We start from the raw sequence: 21,455 nt of genomic DNA, 5'->3' as shown, positions 1-21,455 counted from the left end.
AAGAGACAGACATGTGGTGGTCGGCGTAAGCCGGGCTGATAATATGTTTAATGCTTTGTATGAAAAGATAAGAAGCAAGTGCCCCAAAAGGGCTTTTTAACCTAAGGAAGTAATCAATGCCAACGATTAACCAGCTCGTCCGCAAGGGTCGTGAGCAGGAAAAAGCAAAGAGCAAAGTGCCAGCTCTTGAGTCCTGCCCGCAAAAACGTGGCGTATGCACCCGTGTATACACAACGACTCCTAAGAAGCCTAACTCCGCGCTTCGTAAAGTATGTAAAGTTCGCTTAACTAATGGTTTCGAAGTTATTTCGTACATTGGTGGTGAAGGCCATAACCTGCAGGAACACAGCGTTGTGCTGATCCGTGGCGGTCGTGTTAAGGATTTGCCGGGTGTGCGTTACCACACAGTACGCGGCTCTCTGGATACCGCCGGTGTTAAAGATCGCAAACAATCGCGCTCCAAGTACGGTACGAAGCGTCCTAAGGCTTAATTGCCTCTGGACGGTCGGCGAGTCCCATCCGGGCCGTCGAGTAAGTGGTCGTCTTGATGGGCGGCCGAGGGGGAAACCCCGACTGAATGAAATATTAAGGATAGAGAATTATGCCTAGACGCAGAGAAGTACCGAAACGCGACGTTTTACCGGATCCAAAGTTTGGTAGCCAAGAACTGACCAAGTTCATGAACGTTGTAATGATGGATGGTAAGAAAGCGGTTGCAGAGCGTATCGTTTACGGTGCACTTGTGCAGATCGAGAAAAAAACTGGCAAATCACCGCTGGAAGTGTTCTCTGCTGCAATCGGTAATGCCAAGCCAATGGTTGAAGTGAAAAGCCGTCGTGTTGGTGGTGCAAACTACCAAGTACCAGTTGAAGTCCGTCCTAGCCGTCGTTTGGCATTGGCGATGCGTTGGGTTCGTGATGCGGCTCGTAAACGTGGTGAAAAATCGATGGATCTGCGTCTGGCAGGTGAACTCCTCGATGCGGCTGAAGGCCGCGGTGGCGCAATGAAGAAGCGCGACGAAGTACACCGTATGGCAGAAGCGAATAAAGCGTTCGCTCACTACCGCTTCTAATCGCGTAACCCGGATAAGGAATCTCCCGTGGCACGTAAGACTTCTATTGAGCGTTACCGTAATATTGGTATTTCCGCTCACATCGACGCCGGTAAAACGACGACGACCGAACGCGTTCTGTTCTACACCGGTGTAAATCACAAAATCGGTGAAGTGCATGATGGCGCCGCAACAATGGACTGGATGGAGCAAGAGCAGGAGCGTGGAATCACGATTACTTCTGCTGCGACGACTACGTTCTGGAAAGGCATGGCGCAACAGTACCCGGAACACCGCATTAACATCATCGACACCCCAGGTCACGTTGACTTCACGATTGAAGTTGAGCGCTCAATGCGCGTTCTGGATGGCGCTTGCATGGTTTATTGCGCTGTGGGTGGTGTTCAGCCCCAGTCTGAAACCGTATGGCGTCAAGCTAATAAATACAAAGTTCCACGTCTTGCTTTCGTAAACAAGATGGACCGTCAGGGTGCTAACTTCTTCCGCGTAGTTGAGCAGATGAAGATTCGCCTGAAAGCTAATCCAGTACCAGTTGTTATTCCTGTTGGTGCTGAAGATGGCTTTACCGGCGTGGTTGATCTGATCAAGATGAAATCCATCTTGTGGGATGAAGCATCGCAAGGTATGAAGTTTGAATACGGTGATATCCCTGCTGAATTAGTAGAGATCGCTCAAACTTGGCGTGAAAACATGGTTGAAGCGGCTGCTGAATCGTCTGAAGAGATGATGAACAAATACCTTGAAGAAGGTGATTTGAGCGAAGCTGAGATCATTGAAGGCCTGCGTATCCGCACTTTGGCGTGCGAAATCCAGCCTATGTTGTGCGGCAGTGCGTTCAAGAACAAAGGCGTGCAACGCATGCTTGATGCTGTAATCGACTTTATGCCTTCACCGGTTGAAGTTGCTGCGATTACTGGCGTGGATGAAAAAGAGCAGCCTATTACTCGTGAAGCTTCTGATACTGCTCCGTTCTCGGCGCTGGCATTTAAGCTGATGAGTGATCCTTATGTTGGTCAGTTGACCTTCTTCCGCGTTTACTCGGGTGTTGTGAAGTCTGGCGATACCGTACTGAATTCGGTTAAGGATAAGAAAGAGCGTATTGGCCGTATCGTGCAAATGCACGCAAATGATCGTCAAGAAATTGATGAAGTTTACGCTGGTGATATTGCTGCTGCGATTGGTTTGAAAGAAGTAACAACGGGTGAGACTCTGTGTGCGCCTAATGAATTTATTATTCTGGAACGCATGGTGTTCCCGGAGCCAGTAATTCACGTTGCTGTTGAGCCAAAAACCAAGCAAGACCAAGAAAAAATGGGTATTGCTCTGAATCGTCTGGCGAAGGAAGATCCATCTTTCCGCGTACGTACAGATGAAGAAACCGGCCAGACAATTATGTCCGGCATGGGTGAGTTGCACCTGGAAATTCTGGTTGATCGTATGCGCCGTGAATTTGGCGTTGAAGCTAATGTGGGTGCTCCGCAAGTTGCATACCGCGAAACAATTACCCGTATCGCTACCGATATCGAAGGTAAGCATGCTAAACAGTCTGGCGGTAAAGGTCAGTATGGTCATTGCGTGATTACTGTTGAGCCGGCTGGTGAAGGTAATGGCTATGCGTTTATCGATGAAATCAAGGGTGGTACAATTCCTCGTGAATTTATCCCTTCGGTTGATAAGGGTATCCAAAACACACTGAAAGCTGGCGTGTTGGCAGGCTTCCCGGTTGTTGATGTTAAGGTTCGCCTGACATTCGGTTCGTACCACGATGTTGACTCTTCGCAAATTGCGTTTGAACTTGCGGGTTCGATTGCGTTTAAAGAAGCAATGCGTCGTGCTGGTGCTGTTATTCTTGAGCCAATGATGGCCGTAGAAGTTGAAACACCAGAAGAGTACATGGGTGACATCATGGGCGATATTTCGTCCCGCCGTGGTATCTTGCAAGGTATGGATGACAATCCTGCTGGTGGCAAGATGGTTAAGGCAGAGTTGCCTCTTTCCGAGATGTTTGGTTACTCGACTCGCTTGCGTTCTATGTCGCAAGGTCGTGCAACTTACTCTATGGAATTCAAGCATTACTCCGAAGCGCCGAAGCATGTGGCTGACGCGATTATTGCGAACAAAAAATAATTAAATAATTTAAAGGATATATAGCAATGGCAAAAGAAAAATTTACGCGCACAAAGCCACACGTTAACGTTGGTACAATTGGTCACGTTGACCATGGTAAGACCACACTGACAGCGGCAATTTCGACAATCCTGTCGAAGAAATTCGGTGGTGAAGCAAAAGACTACTCACAAATCGACAGCGCGCCTGAAGAAAAAGCACGTGGTATTACTATTAATACTTCACACGTTGAGTATGAGACAGAAACTCGTCACTACGCTCACGTTGACTGCCCGGGTCACGCGGATTACATCAAGAACATGATTACCGGTGCTGCGCAGATGGATGGCGCGATCCTGGTGTGTTCGGCTGCTGATGGTCCCATGCCACAAACTCGTGAACACATCTTGCTGGCTCGCCAGGTTGGCGTTCCATACATCATTGTTTACCTGAACAAAGCAGATCTGGTTGATGATGCTGAGTTGCTTGAATTGGTAGATATGGAAGTTCGTGAACTGCTGAGCAAGTATGACTTCCCTGGTGATGACACTCCAATCGTGGTGGGTTCAGCCCGTCTGGCACTGGAAGGTGATCAGTCAGAGCACGGCGAACCATCGATTTTCCGTCTTGCCGAAGCACTGGATTCGTACATTCCATTGCCAGAGCGCGCAGTGGATGGTGCGTTTCTGATGCCAGTTGAAGACGTATTCTCGATCTCTGGTCGCGGTACTGTGGTAACTGGCCGCGTAGAGCGCGGTGTGGTTAAAGTGGGTGAGGAAATCGAAATTGTTGGTATTACTACAACAGTTAAGACAACATGTACCGGTGTTGAAATGTTCCGTAAGCTGCTGGATCAAGGGCAGGCAGGCGATAATATTGGTGCACTGCTTCGTGGTACTAAGCGTGAAGATGTTCAGCGTGGTCAGGTTCTGGCAAAGCCAGGTTCGATCACTCCGCACACAAAGTTTGAAGGTTCTGTTTACGTTCTGTCGAAAGATGAAGGTGGCCGTCATACTCCATTCTTCAATGGCTACCGTCCACAGTTCTTCTTCCGCACGACTGACGTAACAGGCTCGGTTGATTTGCCAGAAGGTACTGAAATGGTGATGCCAGGCGATAACGTTGAAGTTACCGTTACCCTGATCGCTCCGGTTGCAATGGAACAAGGTCTGCGTTTCGCGATTCGCGAAGGTGGTCGTACTGTTGGCGCGGGTGTTGTTGCCAAAGTCCTCGTTTAATAGGTCCCTAAAATGCAAAACCAAAAAATTCGTATCCGTCTGAAAGCTTTTGACTACGCTTTGATCGATCGTTCGGCGCAGGAAATTGTTGATACGGCTAAGCGTACTGGTGCTGTTGTGAAAGGCCCGGTTCCGCTTCCTACAAAAATTGAGCGTTTTGACATTCTGAGCTCTCCACACGTTAATAAAATGGCGCGTGATCAGATGGAAATCCGTACACATTTGCGCTTAATGGACATTGTCAATCCAACAGACAAAACCGTTGATGCACTGATGAAGCTGGATTTGCCAGCGGGTGTAGACGTAGAAATCAAGCTGCAATAATCGATAATTGAGATTTTTTTACTGTGATATGCGCTAAGTACTTGCGGTAAAAGAAAAATCTTGCTAAAGTCGCGGGCTTGCCACTTAAGGGTGGCAAGCCTTTTTTACTTTAGGTTTAGCCGGTCAATCGTAATCGGCCCTGAAAGGGATATAACTATGAGCTTAGGACTTGTCGGACGTAAAGTCGGCATGACCCGCGTATTTGCTGAGGATGGTGCATCCATTCCGGTAACTGTGCTGGACATGTCTGCTAATCGCGTTACGCAAATCAAGACGCCGGAAACTGATGGCTATGCAGCTGTTCAGGTTACTTTCGGTGCAAAGAAAGCTAGTCGTGTTAACAAGGCTCAAGCTGGTCACTTTGCGAAAGCAGGCGTGGAAGCAGGTTTGGGTTTGGTTGAATTTAACGTTACTGCTGAGAAATTGGCAGAACTGAAGGCTGGTGATCAGCTTTCCGTTGAAATGTTTGCGGCTGGTTCTTACGTTGATGTAACTGGTACTACTCTGGGTAAGGGTTTTGCCGGTGTAATTAAACGTCACCATTTCTCTTCCAACCGTGCCTCCCACGGTAACTCGCGCTCGCACAATACGCCGGGTTCCATTGGTCAAGCGCAAGATCCGGGTCGTGTTCTACCTGGTAAGCGCATGGCAGGTCAACTGGGTAATGTTCAACGTACAACTCAGAACTTGGAAATCGTCCGTGTCGATGCCGAACGTCAATTGCTGTTAGTTAAGGGCGCAGTCCCTGGCTGCAAGGGTAATGACGTGGTTGTTCGTCCGAGTGTGAAGGCAGGTGCGTAATGGATCTTAAAGTCATCAATGCTGCCGGCGAGGCGCAAGCCGCTGTCGCTGGTTCGGATGCACTGTTCGCACGCGAATTTAACGAAGCGCTGGTTCACCAGGTTGTGACAGCTTACTTCGCGAACGCTCGTAGCGGCAATCGTGCTCAAAAAGGTCGTGATAACGTAAGTCACTCGACCAAAAAGCCTTGGAAACAGAAGGGTACAGGCCGTGCTCGTGCTGGTATGAGCTCTTCCCCGCTATGGCGTGGTGGTGGTCGTGCTTTCCCGAATAGCCCGGACGAGAACTTCTCGCAAAAGGTTAATCGTAAGATGTTCCGTGCCGGTATTGCGACCATTTTGTCGCAGCTGGTTCGTGAAGAGCGTCTTGTGGTGGTGGAAGGCTTTACTGCTGAAACACCAAAAACTAAGGCTTTCGCGCAGAAATTGGCTGCTATGCAGTTGGATTCCGTGTTGATTATCACCAAAGAGCTGGATGAGAACCTGTATCTCGCGTCGCGCAATCTTGCGCACGTTCTGGTGCTTGAGCCATCGCAAGCTGATCCAGTGAGCCTCGTTCGTTTTAAGAAAGTGGTTATCACTCGCGAAGCACTGCAAGCTTTTGAGGAGTTGTACGCATGATGCAATTCTCTGAAAATCGTCTGCTTCAAGTTCTTCTGGCACCTATCGTGTCAGAAAAGACCACTTTTGTGGCTGAAAAGAATGACCAGGTTGTTTTCCGTGTATCCACGGACGCTACTAAGGCAGAAATCAAGGCCGCCGTTGAGCTTCTCTTTAAAGTGAAGGTTGAAGGTGTGTCGACATTGAATGTCAAGGGCAAGGGCAAGAAATTTGGTCGTACCGTAGGTCGTCGCAAGGACTGGAAAAAGGCTTATATCAGCCTTGCTGCAGGCCAAGAACTCGACCTCGCGGCAGCGCAGTAAAGGAGACTGAAAATGGCATTGGTAAAAGTAAAACCGACGTCCCCCGGTCGCCGCGCCGTCGTCAAGGTTGTGACCCCAGATCTACACAAGGGTGCGCCATACGCTCCTTTGCTCGAGTCGCAAAGCAAGACAGCTGGTCGTAACAACCGTGGTGTGATTACAACCCGTCATATGGGTGGTGGTCACAAGCAGCATTATCGTCTTATCGACTTTAAGCGCAATGACAAGGATGGTATCGTTGCTCGTGTAGAGCGTCTTGAATACGATCCTAACCGTACTGCTAACATCGCGTTGCTTTGCTACGCAGATGGTGAGCGTCGTTATATCATTGCTCCGAAAGGCCTAAAGGCTGATATGACCGTGATTTCTGGCTCGGATGCACCGATTAAGGTGGGTAATACCCTCCCAATCCGCAATATCCCAGTTGGTTCCACGATTCATTGTATCGAACTGCAACCGGGTAAAGGCGCTCAGTTGGCACGTTCTGCAGGTGCAGCTGTTCAGTTGCTGGCTCGTGAAGGTGCTTACGCTCAATTGCGTCTGCGCTCTGGCGAAATCCGCAAGGTTCACGTTGATTGCCGCGCAACAATCGGTGAAGTAGGTAATGAAGAGCATAATCTTCGCTCCTACGGTAAAGCAGGTGCCAAGCGTTGGTTGGGTATTCGCCCAACAGTACGTGGTACTGCAATGAATCCGGTTGATCACCCGCACGGTGGTGGTGAAGGTCGTACTGGTGAAGGTCGTGTTCCAGTTAGTCCATGGGGCCAGCCTGCTAAGGGCTATCGCACTCGTCGCAACAAGCGCACAAGCAGCATGATCGTGCGTCGTCGTCCCGCGAACAAGAGGTAATGTAAATGGCACGTTCTATTAAAAAAGGCCCATTCGTTGACCTGCACCTGATCAAAAAGGTGGAAACTGCCCGCGCGGCGAACGACAAGCGTCCAGTGAAAACTTGGTCACGCCGTTCTACTGTGTTGCCAGACTTCGTTGGTCTGACAATTGCGGTTCACAATGGTAAGCAGCACGTTCCAGTATATGTGAACGAAAACATGGTTGGACACAAGCTGGGCGAGTTTGCACTTACCCGCACGTTCAAAGGCCATGCTGCGGACAAAAAAGCCAAGCGATAAGGTGAAGACATGCAAGTATCTGCTGTATTAAGCAACACTCGCCTCTCCGCCCAAAAAGCGCGGCTGGTCGCTGACCTAGTCCGTGGCAAGCCGGTAGAGCAGGCGTTGAATATTCTGGCCTTCTGCCCTAAAAAGGGCGCGGTTTTAATCAAGAAGGTTCTGGAATCCGCTATTGCCAATGCTGAGCACAATGAAGGCGCCGATATCGACGCACTCAAAGTGACCACAATTTTTGTGGATAAGGGACCTTCTCTTAAGCGTTTCAGCGCACGTGCCAAAGGCCGTGGCAATCGTATCGAGAAGCAAACTTGCCATATCACATTGATTGTTGGCGATTAAGGAGCGACTATGGGTCAGAAAGTTCATCCGACGGGTTTTCGTCTCGCCGTCACTAAGAACTGGGCTTCGCGTTGGTACGCCAACAGTAGCAATTTTGCCGGTATGCTCAATGAAGATATCGCAGTACGCGATTATCTGAAAAAGAAACTGGCCAGTGCTTCAGTGAGTCGTGTCGTAATCGAGCGTCCGGCTAAAAATGCCAAAATCACTATCTTCACGGCTCGTCCGGGAGTGGTGATTGGTAAAAAGGGCGAGGATATTGAGCAGCTCAAAAAAGCGCTGCAAAAAATCCTGAATGTGCCCGTGCATGTAAATATCGAAGAAGTGCGTAAGCCTGAAATCGATGCACAAATTATTGCTGACAGTATTTCTGCGCAACTTGAAAAGCGTGTGATGTTCCGTCGTGCCATGAAGCGTGCAATGCAAAACGCAATGCGTCTTGGTGCACAAGGTATCAAGATCATGTCGTCAGGCCGTTTGAACGGCATCGAAATTGCACGTACAGAATGGTATCGTGAAGGCCGCGTGCCTTTGCATACACTGCGTGCTGATATCGATTACGCAACTTCTGAAGCCAAAACCACCTACGGTATCATTGGTATCAAGGTTTGGGTTTATAAAGGCGAAATGAAGCCGGGCGAAAAGGCTGCTGAACCAGCACCTGAAGCTCAGAAGAAAAACGCACGGAAGGGGCCTCGCAATGCTGCAGCCAACTAGACTTAAGTATCGCAAGGTCCAGAAGGGCCGTAACACGGGTATCGCTACTCGTGGTAACAGCGTTGCTTTTGGTGTGTTTGGGCTCAAGGCCACTAGTCGTGGCCGTCTGACAGCTCGTCAGATTGAATCCGCACGTCGTGCGATTACCCGTTACATTAAACGTGGTGGTCGTGTGTGGATTCGTACGTTCCCAGATAAGCCAATCTCTACCAAGCCCGCTGAAGTGCGTATGGGTAATGGTAAGGGTAGCCCGGATTACTGGGTTGCTGAGATTCAACCAGGCAAAGTTTTGTATGAGCTGGATGGTGTTGATGAAGTAGTTGCACGTGAGGCTTTCCGCCTTGCATCTGCTAAATTACCATTCGCGACTACCTTTGTTACTCGTCAGGCGGGACAACGATGAAAGCTGCTGAACTACATCAGAAATCTGTTGAAGAGCTGAAGGCTGAGTTGACCGCATTGTTGAAGGCGCAGTTTAGCTTGCGTATGCAGCATGCGACGGGTCAACTGGCCAAGCCAAGCGAACTCAACCGTGTGCGCAAAGATATTGCGCGCGTTCATACCATCATGGCTCAGAAGGCGGCTTAACGATGTCTGAAGCTAAACTGAAGCGCGAACTGACAGGCCGTATCGTCAGCGACAAAATGGATAAGACTGTTACCGTGTTGGTAGAGCGTCTGGTTAAACACCCGCTCTACGGCAAGATGATGCGTCGTTCCAAAAAATACCACGCACACGACGAAAGCAATCAATATCACGAAGGTGATTTGGTTACGATCCAAGAAATTCGTCCACTTTCCAAGACTAAAAACTGGGCTGTGACGACGTTGGTAGAAAAGGCTCGTAATTAATATTTAATACGTGCTTGCGCGGGCATTGTGCTTTATGTACAATGCCCGCTTTCTTATCCATATACAACATTTTGCTGTGTATGGAGTTCTTCCCTACGGGATCCAAAACTAGCTGCTAATGCTCGGTTTTGCCGAGCGACTCGGTCTTGCTGAGATTATGGCGGAAAAAGTTGGAGGTTTGTTTCAATGATTCAAATGCAAACTAGGCTTGAGGTTGCTGATAACACTGGTGCACGTTCTGTAATGTGCATTAAGGTTCTCGGTGGTTCCAAGCGTCGCTACGCTTCGGTGGGCGATATTATTAAAGTTGCCATTAAAGATGCTGCCCCTCGTGGTCGTGTTAAAAAAGGTGATGTTTATAGCGCCGTAGTGGTTCGCACCGCTAAGGGCGTACGCCGTGCTGATGGTTCACTGATCAAATTTGACGGTAACGCTGCAGTTCTCCTTAACGCCAAGCTTGAGCCAATTGGTACCCGTATTTTCGGGCCAGTGACGCGTGAGCTGCGCAATGAACGATTCATGAAAATCGTTTCACTTGCGCCAGAAGTGTTGTAAGGGGACAGGCATGAACAAGATTCGCAAAGGCGATGAAATCATCGTTATCACAGGCAAGGACAACGGCAAGCGCGGTACAGTGCTGCGCGTAATCCCGGCTGAAGATCGTGTCGTGGTTGAAGGCGTTAATGTGGTGAAAAAACACCAGAAGCCTAATCCAATGCGCGGTGTACAGGGCGGTATTGTCGAAAAGACTATGCCGGTTCACATTTCTAATGTTGCCTTGTTTAACACTGCAACGGGCAAGGCTGATCGCGTTGGCTTCAAGACTTTAGAGGATGGCCGCAAGGTTCGTTTCTTTAAGTCTAGTGGCGAAGTGATCGGCGGCTAAGGGGTGATGAAAAATGGCTCGTCTGCAAGAGTTTTATAAAGATCAAGTAGTGCCGAAGCTGGTTGAACAGTTCGGGTATAAGTCCATCATGCAAGTTCCGCGTATCGACAAAATCACCATTAACATGGGTGTTGGCGAAGCGATCGCAGATAAGAAAGTGATGGACCACGCTGTTGGTGATTTGGTGAAAATTGCTGGTCAAAAGCCGGTTGTTACTGTAGCTAAAAAGTCGATTGCCGGTTTTAAAATTCGTGAAGGTTATCCGGTTGGCTGCAAAGTGACTTTGCGCCGCGAACGCATGTTCGAATTCCTGGATCGTCTGGTAACGATTGCTCTGCCACGTGTACGCGATTTCCGTGGCGTGAGTGGCAAGTCGTTTGACGGTCGTGGTAATTTCAATATGGGCGTACGTGAGCAAATCATTTTCCCAGAAATCGAATACGACAAGATTGACGCTTTGCGTGGTATGAATATTACGATTACCACTACTGCTAAATCCGATGAAGAAGCGCGTGCTTTACTCGCTTGCTTCAAGTTCCCATTCAAGAGTTGAGGCAACCATGGCTAAAGTCGCAGTGATTAAGCGTGAGGAAAAGCGTCGTGCAACCGTCGCCAAGTACGCCGCCAAGCGTGAAAAGCTGATGGCGGTCATCAATGACCAGAATGCATCTGACGAAGAGCGTTTTGCTGCTCGTTTGCAATTCCAGCAGCTTCCGCGTAATGCAAGCCCGGTACGTCTAGTAAATCGTTGTTCGATTACTGGTCGTGGTCGTGGCGTGTATCGCAAATTCGGACTCGGCCGTATCAAGCTACGTGAACTCGCCTTCAAGGGTGAAGTTCCTGGCATGGTCAAGGCTAGCTGGTAATAGGAGAGATAAAACATGGCAATGCATGATCCTATCGCCGATATGCTAACCCGTATTCGCAACGCACAACGCGCGGACAAGGCACAAGTTACAATGCCATCGTCCACGCTGAAGTTAGCAATTGCTGGCGTGTTGCAAGATGAAGGTTATATCGAATCGTTTGAAGTCACAGGTGAAGTTAAACCTGTTCTGACCATCGAACTCAAGTACTACGCTGGTCGTCCGGTTATCGAGCGTTTGGACCGTGTGTCCAAACCGGGGCTGCGCATCTACAAAGGTGCGACAGAAATCCCAACGGTGATGAACGGTCTGGGTGTGGCTATTTTGTCCACCTCCAAAGGCGTAATGACAGATCGCAAAGCACGCGCCAATGGTATTGGTGGCGAGCTTCTGTGCGTCGTCGCTTAAAGAGGTGAATCGATGTCTCGCGTAGCAAAAAACCCAGTAGTTATCCCGGCAGGCGTTGAAGTCAAGTTCGCTGCTGGTGAAATCGTTGTGAAGGGCCCACATGGCACAATGACGCAAACTCTTTGCGTTGATGTGGATGTTAAGGTTGAGGACAATGCTGTTCAATTTGCCGCCAAGGGTGCATCCAAGCATGCTCGCTCTATGTCCGGTACTTTACGCGCATTGGTAAATAACATGGTAACAGGCGTTTCTAAAGGCTTCGAGCGCAAGCTCTTGCTGGTAGGCGTTGGTTACCGTGCCCAGGCTCAAGGTGATATCTTGAATCTGACTCTCGGCTTTTCCCACCCTGTTGCGCATACAATGCCAGCAGGTGTGAAGGTGGAAACTCCGACACAAACCGAAATCGTCCTTAAGGGCGCCGACAAGCAACTGGTTGGTCAGGTTGCAGCCGAAATTCGTGAATACCGTAAACCTGAGCCATATAAAGGCAAGGGCGTACGTTATTCCGATGAGGTTGTCGTATTGAAAGAAACCAAGAAGAAGTAATCGAGGCTGAATCATGGACAAGAACCAAGCTCGACTCCGCCGCGCACGTAAAACCCGTGCAAAGATTTCGGAGCTCAAGATGTTGCGTCTGTCGGTGCACCGCACCAACAGTCACATCTACGCCCAGATCATCGACGAAACCGGTAGCAAAGTACTGGTTTCTGCTTCAACTCTTGAAGCTGATGTTCGTGGCCAACTCAAGAACGGCGGCTCTGTTGATGCCGCAGTCGTGATTGGCAAGCGTATCGCGGAAAAAGCGAAAGCTGCAGGTGTCGAAACGGTTGCATTTGACCGTTCCGGCTTCAAATATCACGGCCGTGTTAAGGCCTTAGCTGACGCTGCCCGTGAGGGCGGCCTCGTCTTCTAATTGAGTTTGGAGTTGATATAATGGCTAAGAACGATATGGAAGAACGCGGCGACGGCCTTCGTGAAAAGATGGTCGCTGTAAATCGCGTAACCAAGGTCGTCAAGGGTGGTCGTATCCTTGGTTTTGCCGCACTGACAGTAGTTGGTGACGGTGATGGCGGCGTTGGTATGGGTAAGGGCAAGTCGAAAGAAGTGCCTGTAGCCGTACAAAAAGCAATGGAAGAAGCCCGTCGTAAGTTGCAAAAAGTTACTTTGCGCAATGGTACGATTCACCACACAGTATTCGGCAAACATGGCGCTACTACAGTGTTCATGCAGCCTGCTGCGGATGGTAAGGGTATTATTGCTGGTGGTCCAATGCGTGCTGTGTTCGAAGTTATGGGTATCCATAATATTTCGGCAAAGTGTCACGGTTCGACCAACCCGTACAACATCGTACGTGCAACATTAGACGGCCTTTCCAAGCTTCATACACCAGCAGATATTGCTGCGAAGCGTGGTAAGTCTGTTGAAGAGATTCTGGGAGCTGCTAAATGAGCGACTCTAAGAAATTCAAAGTAACTTTAGTTAAAAGTCTGATTGGTCGCCTGGAAGCTCACAAAGCATGTGCTCGTGGCTTAGGTCTCCGTCGTCTTAATAGTAGCTCTGAAGTGATCGATACCCCGGAAAACCGCGGTATGGCTAACAAGATCAGCTACCTACTGAAGGTGGAAGGCTAAATGGAACTTAATAACCTGAAACCAGCTGTTGGTTCTACTCACGCTAAGCGTCGTGTAGGCCGCGGTATTGGCTCTGGCTTAGGCAAAACGTCTGGTCGTGGTCACAAAGGTCAGAAGTCACGTACTGGTGGTTTTCATAAAGTCGGTTTTGAAGGCGGTCAAATGCCTTTACAACGCCGTCTGCCAAAACGTGGTTTTGTTTCACTCACACGTGGTGATACCGCTGAAGTTCGCTTGTCGGACATCAACGATTTGCCATTGAGCGAAATTACCTTTGAAGCACTGCTTCAAGCTGGTGTGGTATCTCAGCATGCTCTGCGCGGGAAAGTTGTACTTTCCGGCACTATCGGGCGTGCCGTTGTACTCAAGGGCTTGGCTGTAACTAAGGGTGCCCGTGCTGCTATTGAAGCAGCTGGTGGCAGCATCACCGAGTAATTCGGTAAACTGAGGATAAGGCAGTAATGGCAAATCCCGCTCTGGCTAGTTCTGCAAATAAGTTTGCGGATCTGAAAAGCCGGATTTGGTTCCTCATCGGGGCACTGATCGTATATCGAATCGGTGCACATATCCCGGTGCCAGGGATCAATCCGGCAGAACTGGCAAAATTGTTTGAGTCGTCGCAGACCGGTTTATTGAACATGTTCAATATGTTTTCCGGTGGTGCTCTCTCTCGCTTTACCGTGTTCGCTATCGGGATCATGCCTTACATCTCGGCATCGATTATTTTACAGCTCGCTGCCGAGGTGCTGCCATCTCTAAAGCAGATGAAAAAAGAGGGAGAGGCAGGCCGTCGTAAAATTACGCAATATACGCGTTATGCGACGTTGCTTCTTGCTACGGCACAGAGCTTTGGTATTGCAATGATGCTGTTCAAACAGCCGAATCTAGTGGTTGTGGCACAAGCTCAGTTTGTGTTTACGACTATCGTGACGCTGGCGACTGGCACCATGTTCCTGATGTGGTTAGGTGAGCAGATCACCGAACGGGGTATCGGTAACGGTATTTCAATTTTGATCTGTTCTGGTATTGCTTCTGGTTTGCCTTCGGCAATCGGTAAGACGTTATCACTGGCTAATCAAGGTGCATTACCTATTTTGCTTGTGTTGTTTCTCTTTGTTGGTGTTGTGTTGTTAACTGCGGCGGTTGTGTTCGTAGAACGTGGCCAGCGTAAAGTTCCTATTCATTATGCGAAGCGCCAGGTTGGCAACCGCATGATGCAGGCGCAAAGCACTCACCTTCCACTGAAACTGAATATGGCGGGCGTGATCCCTCCGATTTTTGCCTCATCAATTATTTTATTTCCTGCGACTTTACTGTCGTGGACTGGGAATAGTGATAAGTTGTCTTGGTTGAAATCGATCGGTGACATGCTGCATCCTGGTCAGCCGCTCTATGTACTGTTGTATGCGACTGCGATCATTTTCTTTTGCTACTTCTACACTGCTTTGGTCTTCAACCCGAAGGAAACTGCAGATAATCTAAAGAAGAGCGGAGCAATGATTCCGGGCTATCGCCCGGGAGACCATACTGCGAAATACATCGAAAAATTGATTTTAAAACTCACATTAATCGGTGCTGTTTATATTACGGTAATCTGCTTGATTCCAGAGTTTTTGATCCTAAAGTGGAATGTTCCATTCTATTTTGGTGGTACTTCTCTGTTGATTCTTGTGGTCGTAACAATGGACTTTATGTCGCAGATGCAGTCTTACGTACTCTCACACCAGTACGAGAGTCTGCTCAAGAAAGCTAACTTCAAGGGCTAGGCGTAACAGGCTATGGCGAAAGACGAAGTCATTCAGATGCAGGGCGAAGTCCTGGAAACGTTGCCAAATGCAACGTTCAAGGTCAAGCTCGAAAACGGACATGTGGTTCTTGGTCATATTTCTGGTAAGATGCGGATGCACTACATTCGTATCCTGCCTGGAGATAAGGTCACAGTGGAGTTGACTCCCTATGATCTGACCAAGGCTCGCATTGTATTCCGGGCCAAGTAATTGCCTGGATTTAATTTTGATCGAAAGGAAAGACGATGAGAGTTCAAGCGTCGGTCAAGAAAATTTGCCGCAATTGTAAAATCGTACGCCGCAACCGTGTTGTGCGTGTGATTTGCACCGACCCGCGGCACAAGCAGCGTCAAGGCTGATTGTTGCGACAATCAGTTTCTGATGTTAACATGCAAAGCTTTTTGAACCTGGGGTAAGAAAAGTATGGCCCGTATTGCTGGGGTTAATATCCCGAATCATCAGCATACTGTGATCGGCCTTCAGGCTATTTTCGGTATTGGTCGCACCCGCGCCTATGCCGTCTGCGCAGCTACAAGCGTTGAGCCTACAAAAAAGGTTAAAGATCTCAGCGATGCTGAATTAGATCTGCTGCGTGAAGAACTTGGCAAATATATTGTCGAGGGTGATTTGCGCCGCGAAGTGACCATGAGCATCAAGCGTCTTATGGACCTTGGTTGCTACCGTGGTTTCCGTCACCGCAGAGGACTTCCGTGCCGCGGTCAGCGTACTCGTACCAATGCGCGTACTCGCAAGGGTCCGCGTAAGTCCATCGCTGGCAAGAAGTAATCCAAGGAATTAAAGAATGGCTAAAGCAAACACAGTACGTGTACGGAAGAAAGTCAAAAAGAGCGTGTCGGAAGGTGTTGTGCACGTGCACGCGTCTTTCAATAACACGATCATAACCATCACTGATCGCCAAGGGAATGCACTGTCTTGGGCTACCTCGGGCGGTGCTGGTTTTAAAGGCTCTCGGAAGAGTACACCTTTTGCGGCTCAGGTAGCTGCAGAGGCTGCTGGTAAAGTTGCCCAAGAATACGGTGTAAAGAACCTCGAAGTTCGTATCAAGGGTCCGGGTCCGGGTCGTGAGTCCGCTGTGCGTGCATTGAACGCTCTCGGCTTCAAGATCACGAGCATTTCGGATGTTACGCCGATTCCGCATAACGGTTGTCGTCCGCCGAAGAAGCGTCGTATCTAATCCCGGAGTAAGTTATGGCTCGTTATATTGGACCCAAGTGCAAACTTGCACGTCGTGAGGGTACGGATCTTTTCCTGAAGAGCGCTCGTCGTTCTCTGGATAGTAAGTGCAAATTAGAACAAGCTCCTGGTCAGCACGGTGTGAGTGGCGGTAAAAAGCCATCACGTCTGTCTGACTACGGCGTTCATTTGCGTGAAAAGCAAAAGATCCGTCGCATTTACGGCGTATTGGAACGTCAGTTCCGTCGTTATTTTGAAGAAGCTAGCCGACGCAAAGGCTCAACAGGTGAAAACCTGCTGAAGCTTCTTGAATGTCGTCTCGATAATGTTGTTTATCGTATGGGTTTTGGCTCTACACGTGCTGAAGCTCGTCAACTTGTTTCCCACAAAGCTATTGTGGTAAACGGTAGTGTTGTGAATATTCCTTCCTACTTGGTTAAAGCTGGCGATGTTGTTTCTGTTCGCGATAAATCGAAAACTCAAGCTCGTATCCAGGAAGCTGTTTCTCTAGCTGAGGGTATCGGTTTTCCGAGCTGGGTTCAGGTAGATTCTAAGAAGCTTGAAGGTATGTTTAAAAGCATGCCAGAGCGTTCCGATCTGTCCAGCGACATTAACGAAGCACTGGTTGTGGAATTCTACTCCAAGTAATATTCTGACCCGGCTAGCCAAGGGATACTGACTTATGCAAATCAACGCGAATGAGTTGCTCAAGCCGCGCATCATTGATGTGCAGGCTCTAAACGCTGCCCAGGCGAAAGTCGTGATGGAGCCGTTCGAGCGCGGTTACGGCCATACGCTCGGCAATGCTCTACGCCGCATCCTTCTTTCTTCTATGTCTGGTTTTGCACCGACTGAAGTGAAAATTGAAGGTGTGGTTCACGAGTATTCCGCACTGGATGGCGTGCAGGAAGATGTAGTCGATATCTTGCTGAACCTCAAAGGCGTTGTGCTCAAGCTGCATGGTCGGGACTCGGTCGTTCTTACCCTCTCAAAAGAGGGTGAGGGCGTCGTTAAAGCGTCCGATATTCAGCTGTCACACGACGTTGAGGTGATCAATCCAGATCATGTGATTGCCCATCTGTCTGCTGGTGGAAAGCTTAATATGGAAATTACGGTTGAAAAAGGTCGCGGCTATCAGCCAGCTCCTAACCGTCTTGCTAAAGATGAAAACCGTACCATCGGTAACATCATGCTTGACGCGTCTTTCAGCCCGATTCGCCGTGTTAGCTACCACGTAGAAAGCGCACGTGTGGAGCAACGTACTGACCTTGATCGTTTGATTATTGACATTGAAACAAATGGCGTAATTGAACCTGAAGAAGCTGTGCGTCAGGCTGCACGTATGCTAATTGACCAGCTCGCCGTGTTCGCTGATCTTGAAGGCACTCCTGTAGAGGAAGAGCAACCACAGGCACCGCAGATCGATCCGATTCTGTTACGTCCGGTTGATGACCTCGAACTGACTGTCCGTTCGGCTAACTGCCTGAAGGCAGAGAACATTTATTATATCGGCGACCTGATCCAGCGCACCGAGACTGAGCTTTTGAAGGCACCTAATCTTGGGCGTAAATCGCTTAATGAGATCAAGGAAGTTCTTGCCTCTAAAGGCCTCTCGCTGGGCATGCGCCTTGAAAACTGGCCGCCTGCTGGCTTAGAAAAGCCGTAATAGCGGGCAAAAGGAAATCGACAAATGCGTCACCGTCAATCTAATCGCAAATTAAATCGCACGACAAGTCATCGTCTGGCGATGTTGCGCAATCTTGCGAATTCGTTGCTCCGTCACGAAGTCATCAAGACCACTTTACCTAAGGCAAAAGAGCTGCGACGTGTTGCAGAGCCTTTGATCACTTTGGGTAAAAAGCCTTCGCTTGCGAACCGCCGTCTGGCGTTCAATCGTACTCGCGATCGCGATATGGTGGTTAAGCTGTTCGACGTGCTCGGTCCGCGTTATGCTGCCCGTAATGGTGGCTACCTTCGTATTCTGAAGTGCGGCTTCCGTCAAGGCGACAATGCTCCTATGGCATATGTTGAGCTTGTAGACCGTCCTGAAGAAGCGGAAGCGGTTGAAGCAGCTGAGTAATCAGCTGTTTTACAGCTATTCGTTGTAATGTGAAAAAGCCAGCCATTAGGTTGGCTTTTTTATTATCTGATAATCATTGCTGTGGAATTTGAGTTGCAACAGGTAGCACAGAAAACCATTCCCATTCATGTGCTGCTTTGATGCAAACATTACGTATCAGGCTATAGGCATGATCAAGATCGCACGATAGCAAATCTGCAATGTTTTGGTAGTCATCCGGTAATGCGGGGTTTTGCCAATGGTTTGTCAGGTGCCGTGCTGTTGAAGTAGCAATGGTCACGGTCCTAACCCTAGGCTCATTAGTATATTTTTCATCCATTAGATGAGTGAGAAGGCTGGGTAAATGCCAGTGTAGGGCCAGTTTTGTTTGTAATTCATTGCCGGTGAACCCCAGTATTTGTTTCTGAGCTTCATAGCTTCGGCAGCTTGGATTATTTAATAGTAAGTATGTAATTTTTTGTGCCAGCTCTGGCATGGATAACCAAAGTAATATTTCAGCCAGATCATGTAGTAAGGAGGCTGTTGTGACCTCAATCGGGTCGATATCGTGACGCTGGCTGCTTAAACTTTCTGCAATTCTGGCGGCAAGATATGATCTGGAAATGATTTTTCTTATTCCTGATAATGCCTCAGGTTTTTGTTGCAATTGAGTTTCTACTGATTCTGTAGAGCCAAATTTATGGAAAAACCCGCCGACGCCCACCATTAAAAGTACGTGTTCAATTGTGTTTACATCTTTCATTTGTACGGCCCTTCGCTGGCTTTGCTGGTAACGGATAAGCTTTAAGGTTAGCAATGGGTCGTGTCGGATAAGAAGCGAGAGATCTCTGATACTTATATCATCACTTTTTGACTGTAAGTGAGCCATTTGATACAAGGTATACTGCATTGCAGGGATTTCTATACTACTCAGTTTAATGAGCCAGTCATTCAGGCTGGAGGGGGCATTGGTGGTCATAGTCATTAATCTGCTGCATCAATGGTGATGTTTTCATTTTAGCCGTTAAATGGATGGGTTATGTCGAGATATGCAATCGGTGATATTCAGGGCTGTTTTGTGGAGTTAATGTCTGTAGTGGAGAGCATGGCATTTAGCCCTCAAAGTGATCAGATATTCCTGGTCGGCGACTTGGTGAATCGCGGGCCATCCTCCCTTGCTACATTGCGCTGGGCCTCCCAGACAGAAGGAGTATCAATTGTATTGGGTAATCATGATTTGCATTTATTGGCAATGTTTGCCGGTTTGGCGCAACCAAAGCCCGGAGATACATTGCAAGAAGTGATAGATGCACCAGATGCAGAGCATTTGTTGTTTTGGTTGCGTCAGCAACCATTACTTATTGATCTGGGCGATGTGCTATTGGTTCATGCCGGAGTGAGTCCTAGCTGGCCACTTGAAACGGCAAAGCTCGCTGCTCAAGAGGTTGAAATGGCATTGCGTGGTGACCAATGGAAGGATTTTATTGCTGTTATGTACGGCAATCAGCCCGTTGAATGGACCTCTGATATGAAGGCCTTTGATAGAATGCGCTATAGCGTAAATTGTTTCACCCGTATGCGTTTTGTAACTACGGATGGAGCGTTGCAATTAAAGTATAAAGGTGAGCGTGAACAGGCCCCTGCAGGAATAAAACCCTGGTTTGAACTGGCTAATCGTTTGCTTTTAAATCGGCGCGTTGTTTGTGGTCACTGGTCAGCACTCGGGCTGATGCTTAAGGACGATGTGTGGGCGCTGGATACTGGCTGTGTTTGGGGTGGTGCTTTAACTGCTGTTTGCTTAGATAGCGGTAAACTTTATCAGGCCGCAGCCCGTTTTGAATATCAGGCTTTATCTGATTGAGCTCTGAGCGCGTGATGTGCTGTGCAAATGCGTGCTTCTATAAATTGTGTTAGGGCGCGCCGGTTTTCATAATTTGCAGGAAATGGGGTTAAAAAATTAATTTCTGCATGTAAAGAGCGAGTACCTAAAATACGCCATACAGATTGTGCTATCGACATATTGCCTATGTAGGTGGCGGCATCGGAGTGCTGTCCGTTTGCATCGGTGTAGCGAAGATAAACAGGCTGTATTGTGGCATTGCCATCTATAGCGGCTTGTAAAAGTGATGAGCGAAAAGGCAATAGCTGTCGTCCACAGCCTGTCGTACCTTCCGGGAACACGGCGATGCAGTGCCCCTCACTGAGCGCAGTTACAATCGCTTCATTTACACGGGCTGTGTCTCTTTTTCGCTCTCTTTCAATAAAAAGTGTGCCTGTACCTATGCATAATCTGCCAATTACAGGCCAGGCTCTAAGTTCTGATTTAGCGACAAACCTTGAAACAGTCACCGAATCCAGCACAAAAATATCAAGCCAGGAAATGTGATTGGCTAGCAGCATATGCTGTTCTGGGTATTTTCCTGGCTCAATTCCTTGTATTCGTAAGCTAACACCTAGTATTTGTGTTAATTGTCTTGACCATTGTTGTATATAGTCCACTCTTTCTGATAACAGTAAGCGTGGAAAACGGTAAGTGACGGTAAATAATCCTTTGGCAAAATGCACTATTAAGCGGCATAAGCGACTAAGACGTAGGCATAATAATGGAGTGCGCATGCAGCTAAATTTCTGTATGAAAATTCGTAATGCTGTGAGTTTAGCTGTTTCTTGTCCATTCGGCCAACTCCCTTGTGTGTGAAGATCACCGCATGAAGTGTCGGGTATAACGCATATCCAGATTTTGCATCGGTAGAATAATAAAAAGGTCGGCAGTAGACTGCGAGAAAATTCTACTTAAAAATGAGCTGGTTTTGTGGGGGGATTACCGGTGTATGCATGAGCGGCCGACTTTGACGAGTTGTTCACGTAAATGTCCAAGCCGAGCCAGATCAAATTTCGTGTCTGAGTAGTAGCTGCCAAGCTTTCGTGCCTGATGTGGCGGAAGAATGCGATAAGTTACCGACAACCTCTCCTGTCTCGTCATCCTGAACCAATAAATGCTCGCAATATGCATCAAACAGATCGCGATCAATACCAGGCTCGCGGCATACTATATGTGCACCCATTTCTTCAACGAAAACCCGGTATCGTAAAGCTTGTGCTGCGTGAATAACTCTTCACTGTC

38 protein-coding genes are annotated in these 21,455 nt (G+C 48.5%); 34 read left to right on the top strand and 4 right to left on the bottom strand.

Annotated elements, in window-relative coordinates; genetic code table 11:
* Nucleotides 1-116 precede the first annotated feature (116 nt).
* The 33 genes from rpsL (at nt 117) to rplQ (ending at nt 18,352) form a co-directional block, all read left to right on the top strand.
* The gene (gene rpsL / locus EJO50_RS11440) at nt 117-491 is read left to right on the top strand and encodes a 30S ribosomal protein S12 (protein WP_125974283.1); all 375 of its coding nucleotides are present in this window, start codon (nt 117-119) and stop codon (nt 489-491) included.
* Between the two features lie 110 nt (nt 492-601).
* Nucleotides 602-1,072: a 30S ribosomal protein S7 gene (gene rpsG, locus EJO50_RS11435; protein ID WP_046351551.1), complete on the top strand. Its 471-nt coding sequence runs from the start codon at nt 602-604 to the stop codon at nt 1,070-1,072.
* A gap of 27 nt (nt 1,073-1,099) precedes the next feature.
* The gene (fusA, locus tag EJO50_RS11430) at nt 1,100-3,199 is read left to right on the top strand and encodes an elongation factor G (RefSeq protein ID WP_125974281.1); all 2,100 of its coding nucleotides are present in this window, start codon (nt 1,100-1,102) and stop codon (nt 3,197-3,199) included.
* A 26-nt stretch (nt 3,200-3,225) separates the two neighbouring features.
* A complete protein-coding gene (gene tuf / locus EJO50_RS11425; RefSeq protein WP_125974279.1) occupies nt 3,226-4,416 on the top strand; it encodes an elongation factor Tu in 1,191 nt (396 codons plus the stop codon).
* 12 nt (nt 4,417-4,428) lie between these two features.
* On the top strand, nt 4,429-4,740 hold the full coding sequence (rpsJ, locus tag EJO50_RS11420; RefSeq protein ID WP_046351554.1) for a 30S ribosomal protein S10: 312 nt from the start codon (nt 4,429-4,431) through the stop codon (nt 4,738-4,740).
* Between the two features lie 156 nt (nt 4,741-4,896).
* Nucleotides 4,897-5,541 (top strand): 50S ribosomal protein L3, encoded by a 645-nt coding sequence (gene rplC / locus EJO50_RS11415; protein ID WP_099396486.1) that lies wholly within the window; start codon nt 4,897-4,899, stop codon nt 5,539-5,541.
* On the top strand, nt 5,541-6,161 hold the full coding sequence (gene rplD / locus EJO50_RS11410) for a 50S ribosomal protein L4 (protein WP_125974259.1): 621 nt from the start codon (nt 5,541-5,543) through the stop codon (nt 6,159-6,161). Before rplC ends, rplD begins: the two co-directional genes overlap by 1 nt.
* Nucleotides 6,161-6,463 carry a 50S ribosomal protein L23 gene (gene rplW, locus EJO50_RS11405; RefSeq protein ID WP_197433117.1) on the top strand — a complete coding sequence of 101 codons (303 nt, stop codon included), beginning with the start codon at nt 6,161-6,163 and terminating at the stop codon, nt 6,461-6,463. Before rplD ends, rplW begins: the two co-directional genes overlap by 1 nt.
* A gap of 12 nt (nt 6,464-6,475) precedes the next feature.
* A complete protein-coding gene (gene rplB / locus EJO50_RS11400; protein ID WP_125974257.1) occupies nt 6,476-7,312 on the top strand; it encodes a 50S ribosomal protein L2 in 837 nt (278 codons plus the stop codon).
* Nucleotides 7,313-7,317: 5 nt separating this feature from the next.
* The gene (gene rpsS / locus EJO50_RS11395; protein WP_046351559.1) at nt 7,318-7,593 is read left to right on the top strand and encodes a 30S ribosomal protein S19; all 276 of its coding nucleotides are present in this window, start codon (nt 7,318-7,320) and stop codon (nt 7,591-7,593) included.
* 9 nt (nt 7,594-7,602) lie between these two features.
* Nucleotides 7,603-7,932 (top strand): 50S ribosomal protein L22, encoded by a 330-nt coding sequence (gene rplV, locus EJO50_RS11390; protein ID WP_046351560.1) that lies wholly within the window; start codon nt 7,603-7,605, stop codon nt 7,930-7,932.
* A gap of 9 nt (nt 7,933-7,941) precedes the next feature.
* A complete protein-coding gene (gene rpsC, locus EJO50_RS11385) occupies nt 7,942-8,649 on the top strand; it encodes a 30S ribosomal protein S3 (RefSeq protein ID WP_099396483.1) in 708 nt (235 codons plus the stop codon).
* Nucleotides 8,633-9,052, top strand: a complete 420-nt coding sequence (gene rplP, locus EJO50_RS11380; protein WP_125974255.1) for a 50S ribosomal protein L16 — start codon at nt 8,633-8,635, stop codon at nt 9,050-9,052. Before rpsC ends, rplP begins: the two co-directional genes overlap by 17 nt.
* Nucleotides 9,049-9,237 (top strand): 50S ribosomal protein L29, encoded by a 189-nt coding sequence (gene rpmC, locus EJO50_RS11375; protein WP_046351563.1) that lies wholly within the window; start codon nt 9,049-9,051, stop codon nt 9,235-9,237. Before rplP ends, rpmC begins: the two co-directional genes overlap by 4 nt.
* A gap of 2 nt (nt 9,238-9,239) precedes the next feature.
* Nucleotides 9,240-9,500: a 30S ribosomal protein S17 gene (rpsQ, locus tag EJO50_RS11370; protein WP_046351564.1), complete on the top strand. Its 261-nt coding sequence runs from the start codon at nt 9,240-9,242 to the stop codon at nt 9,498-9,500.
* Nucleotides 9,501-9,686: 186 nt separating this feature from the next.
* Nucleotides 9,687-10,055, top strand: a complete 369-nt coding sequence (gene rplN / locus EJO50_RS11365) for a 50S ribosomal protein L14 (protein ID WP_046351565.1) — start codon at nt 9,687-9,689, stop codon at nt 10,053-10,055.
* Nucleotides 10,056-10,065: 10 nt separating this feature from the next.
* On the top strand, nt 10,066-10,386 hold the full coding sequence (gene rplX / locus EJO50_RS11360; protein WP_046351566.1) for a 50S ribosomal protein L24: 321 nt from the start codon (nt 10,066-10,068) through the stop codon (nt 10,384-10,386).
* Nucleotides 10,387-10,399: 13 nt separating this feature from the next.
* Nucleotides 10,400-10,939, top strand: coding sequence for a 50S ribosomal protein L5 (gene rplE / locus EJO50_RS11355; protein ID WP_125974253.1), 540 nt, complete (start codon nt 10,400-10,402; stop codon nt 10,937-10,939).
* A 7-nt stretch (nt 10,940-10,946) separates the two neighbouring features.
* The gene (gene rpsN, locus EJO50_RS11350; RefSeq protein WP_046351568.1) at nt 10,947-11,252 is read left to right on the top strand and encodes a 30S ribosomal protein S14; all 306 of its coding nucleotides are present in this window, start codon (nt 10,947-10,949) and stop codon (nt 11,250-11,252) included.
* Nucleotides 11,253-11,267: 15 nt separating this feature from the next.
* Nucleotides 11,268-11,660 (top strand): 30S ribosomal protein S8, encoded by a 393-nt coding sequence (gene rpsH / locus EJO50_RS11345; protein WP_125974251.1) that lies wholly within the window; start codon nt 11,268-11,270, stop codon nt 11,658-11,660.
* Nucleotides 11,661-11,672: 12 nt separating this feature from the next.
* Nucleotides 11,673-12,206 (top strand): 50S ribosomal protein L6, encoded by a 534-nt coding sequence (rplF, locus tag EJO50_RS11340; RefSeq protein WP_125974249.1) that lies wholly within the window; start codon nt 11,673-11,675, stop codon nt 12,204-12,206.
* A gap of 13 nt (nt 12,207-12,219) precedes the next feature.
* The gene (rplR, locus tag EJO50_RS11335; RefSeq protein WP_125974247.1) at nt 12,220-12,573 is read left to right on the top strand and encodes a 50S ribosomal protein L18; all 354 of its coding nucleotides are present in this window, start codon (nt 12,220-12,222) and stop codon (nt 12,571-12,573) included.
* A gap of 20 nt (nt 12,574-12,593) precedes the next feature.
* The gene (gene rpsE / locus EJO50_RS11330) at nt 12,594-13,109 is read left to right on the top strand and encodes a 30S ribosomal protein S5 (RefSeq protein ID WP_046351572.1); all 516 of its coding nucleotides are present in this window, start codon (nt 12,594-12,596) and stop codon (nt 13,107-13,109) included.
* Nucleotides 13,106-13,291, top strand: a complete 186-nt coding sequence (gene rpmD / locus EJO50_RS11325; RefSeq protein ID WP_046351573.1) for a 50S ribosomal protein L30 — start codon at nt 13,106-13,108, stop codon at nt 13,289-13,291. The genes rpsE and rpmD overlap by 4 nt, the downstream gene beginning before the upstream one ends.
* Nucleotides 13,292-13,726, top strand: a complete 435-nt coding sequence (gene rplO, locus EJO50_RS11320; RefSeq protein WP_125974245.1) for a 50S ribosomal protein L15 — start codon at nt 13,292-13,294, stop codon at nt 13,724-13,726. It abuts the gene before it with no gap.
* A gap of 26 nt (nt 13,727-13,752) precedes the next feature.
* Entirely contained in the window at nt 13,753-15,057 is a 1,305-nt protein-coding gene (gene secY, locus EJO50_RS11315) for a preprotein translocase subunit SecY (RefSeq protein WP_125974243.1), read from the top strand.
* Nucleotides 15,058-15,069: 12 nt separating this feature from the next.
* Nucleotides 15,070-15,288, top strand: coding sequence for a translation initiation factor IF-1 (gene infA / locus EJO50_RS11310; RefSeq protein WP_046351576.1), 219 nt, complete (start codon nt 15,070-15,072; stop codon nt 15,286-15,288).
* Nucleotides 15,289-15,323: 35 nt separating this feature from the next.
* Nucleotides 15,324-15,437, top strand: a complete 114-nt coding sequence (rpmJ, locus tag EJO50_RS11305) for a 50S ribosomal protein L36 (protein WP_046351577.1) — start codon at nt 15,324-15,326, stop codon at nt 15,435-15,437.
* 64 nt (nt 15,438-15,501) lie between these two features.
* Nucleotides 15,502-15,864 (top strand): 30S ribosomal protein S13, encoded by a 363-nt coding sequence (rpsM, locus tag EJO50_RS11300; RefSeq protein WP_099396476.1) that lies wholly within the window; start codon nt 15,502-15,504, stop codon nt 15,862-15,864.
* A 16-nt stretch (nt 15,865-15,880) separates the two neighbouring features.
* On the top strand, nt 15,881-16,273 hold the full coding sequence (gene rpsK, locus EJO50_RS11295; protein WP_046351579.1) for a 30S ribosomal protein S11: 393 nt from the start codon (nt 15,881-15,883) through the stop codon (nt 16,271-16,273).
* 14 nt (nt 16,274-16,287) lie between these two features.
* Nucleotides 16,288-16,920 (top strand): 30S ribosomal protein S4, encoded by a 633-nt coding sequence (gene rpsD / locus EJO50_RS11290; RefSeq protein ID WP_125974241.1) that lies wholly within the window; start codon nt 16,288-16,290, stop codon nt 16,918-16,920.
* Nucleotides 16,921-16,954: 34 nt separating this feature from the next.
* Nucleotides 16,955-17,938, top strand: a complete 984-nt coding sequence (locus EJO50_RS11285) for a DNA-directed RNA polymerase subunit alpha (protein ID WP_046351581.1) — start codon at nt 16,955-16,957, stop codon at nt 17,936-17,938.
* Nucleotides 17,939-17,962: 24 nt separating this feature from the next.
* Nucleotides 17,963-18,352: a 50S ribosomal protein L17 gene (gene rplQ / locus EJO50_RS11280; RefSeq protein WP_125974239.1), complete on the top strand. Its 390-nt coding sequence runs from the start codon at nt 17,963-17,965 to the stop codon at nt 18,350-18,352.
* A 73-nt stretch (nt 18,353-18,425) separates the two neighbouring features.
* On the opposite strand, the gene EJO50_RS11275 is transcribed toward rplQ, so the two are convergent.
* On the bottom strand, nt 18,426-19,310 hold the full coding sequence (locus tag EJO50_RS11275; protein ID WP_164521493.1) for an HDOD domain-containing protein: 885 nt from the start codon (nt 19,308-19,310) through the stop codon (nt 18,426-18,428).
* A gap of 60 nt (nt 19,311-19,370) precedes the next feature.
* On the opposite strand from EJO50_RS11275, the gene EJO50_RS11270 reads away from it, so the two are divergent.
* Nucleotides 19,371-20,192, top strand: coding sequence for a symmetrical bis(5'-nucleosyl)-tetraphosphatase (locus EJO50_RS11270; RefSeq protein ID WP_125974235.1), 822 nt, complete (start codon nt 19,371-19,373; stop codon nt 20,190-20,192).
* Here the strand turns inward: EJO50_RS11270 and EJO50_RS11265 are convergent.
* From EJO50_RS11265 to EJO50_RS17780, 3 genes are all read right to left on the bottom strand, one after another.
* Nucleotides 20,174-20,896 (bottom strand): lysophospholipid acyltransferase family protein, encoded by a 723-nt coding sequence (locus EJO50_RS11265; protein WP_164521492.1) that lies wholly within the window; start codon nt 20,894-20,896, stop codon nt 20,174-20,176. The genes EJO50_RS11270 and EJO50_RS11265 overlap by 19 nt on opposite strands.
* A gap of 256 nt (nt 20,897-21,152) precedes the next feature.
* A complete protein-coding gene (locus tag EJO50_RS17785; RefSeq protein ID WP_373280532.1) occupies nt 21,153-21,278 on the bottom strand; it encodes a GNAT family N-acetyltransferase in 126 nt (41 codons plus the stop codon).
* Nucleotides 21,220-21,396: a GNAT family N-acyltransferase gene (locus tag EJO50_RS17780; protein WP_373280514.1), complete on the bottom strand. Its 177-nt coding sequence runs from the start codon at nt 21,394-21,396 to the stop codon at nt 21,220-21,222. Before EJO50_RS17780 ends, EJO50_RS17785 begins: the two co-directional genes overlap by 59 nt.
* Nucleotides 21,397-21,455 lie beyond the last annotated feature (59 nt).

The organism is Iodobacter ciconiae, assembly GCF_003952345.1.
Lineage (GTDB): Bacteria > Pseudomonadota > Gammaproteobacteria > Burkholderiales > Chitinibacteraceae > Iodobacter > Iodobacter ciconiae.
The sequence above is the reverse complement of the archived record's forward strand: the minus strand, read 5'-3'. Positions and strand labels throughout refer to the sequence as shown.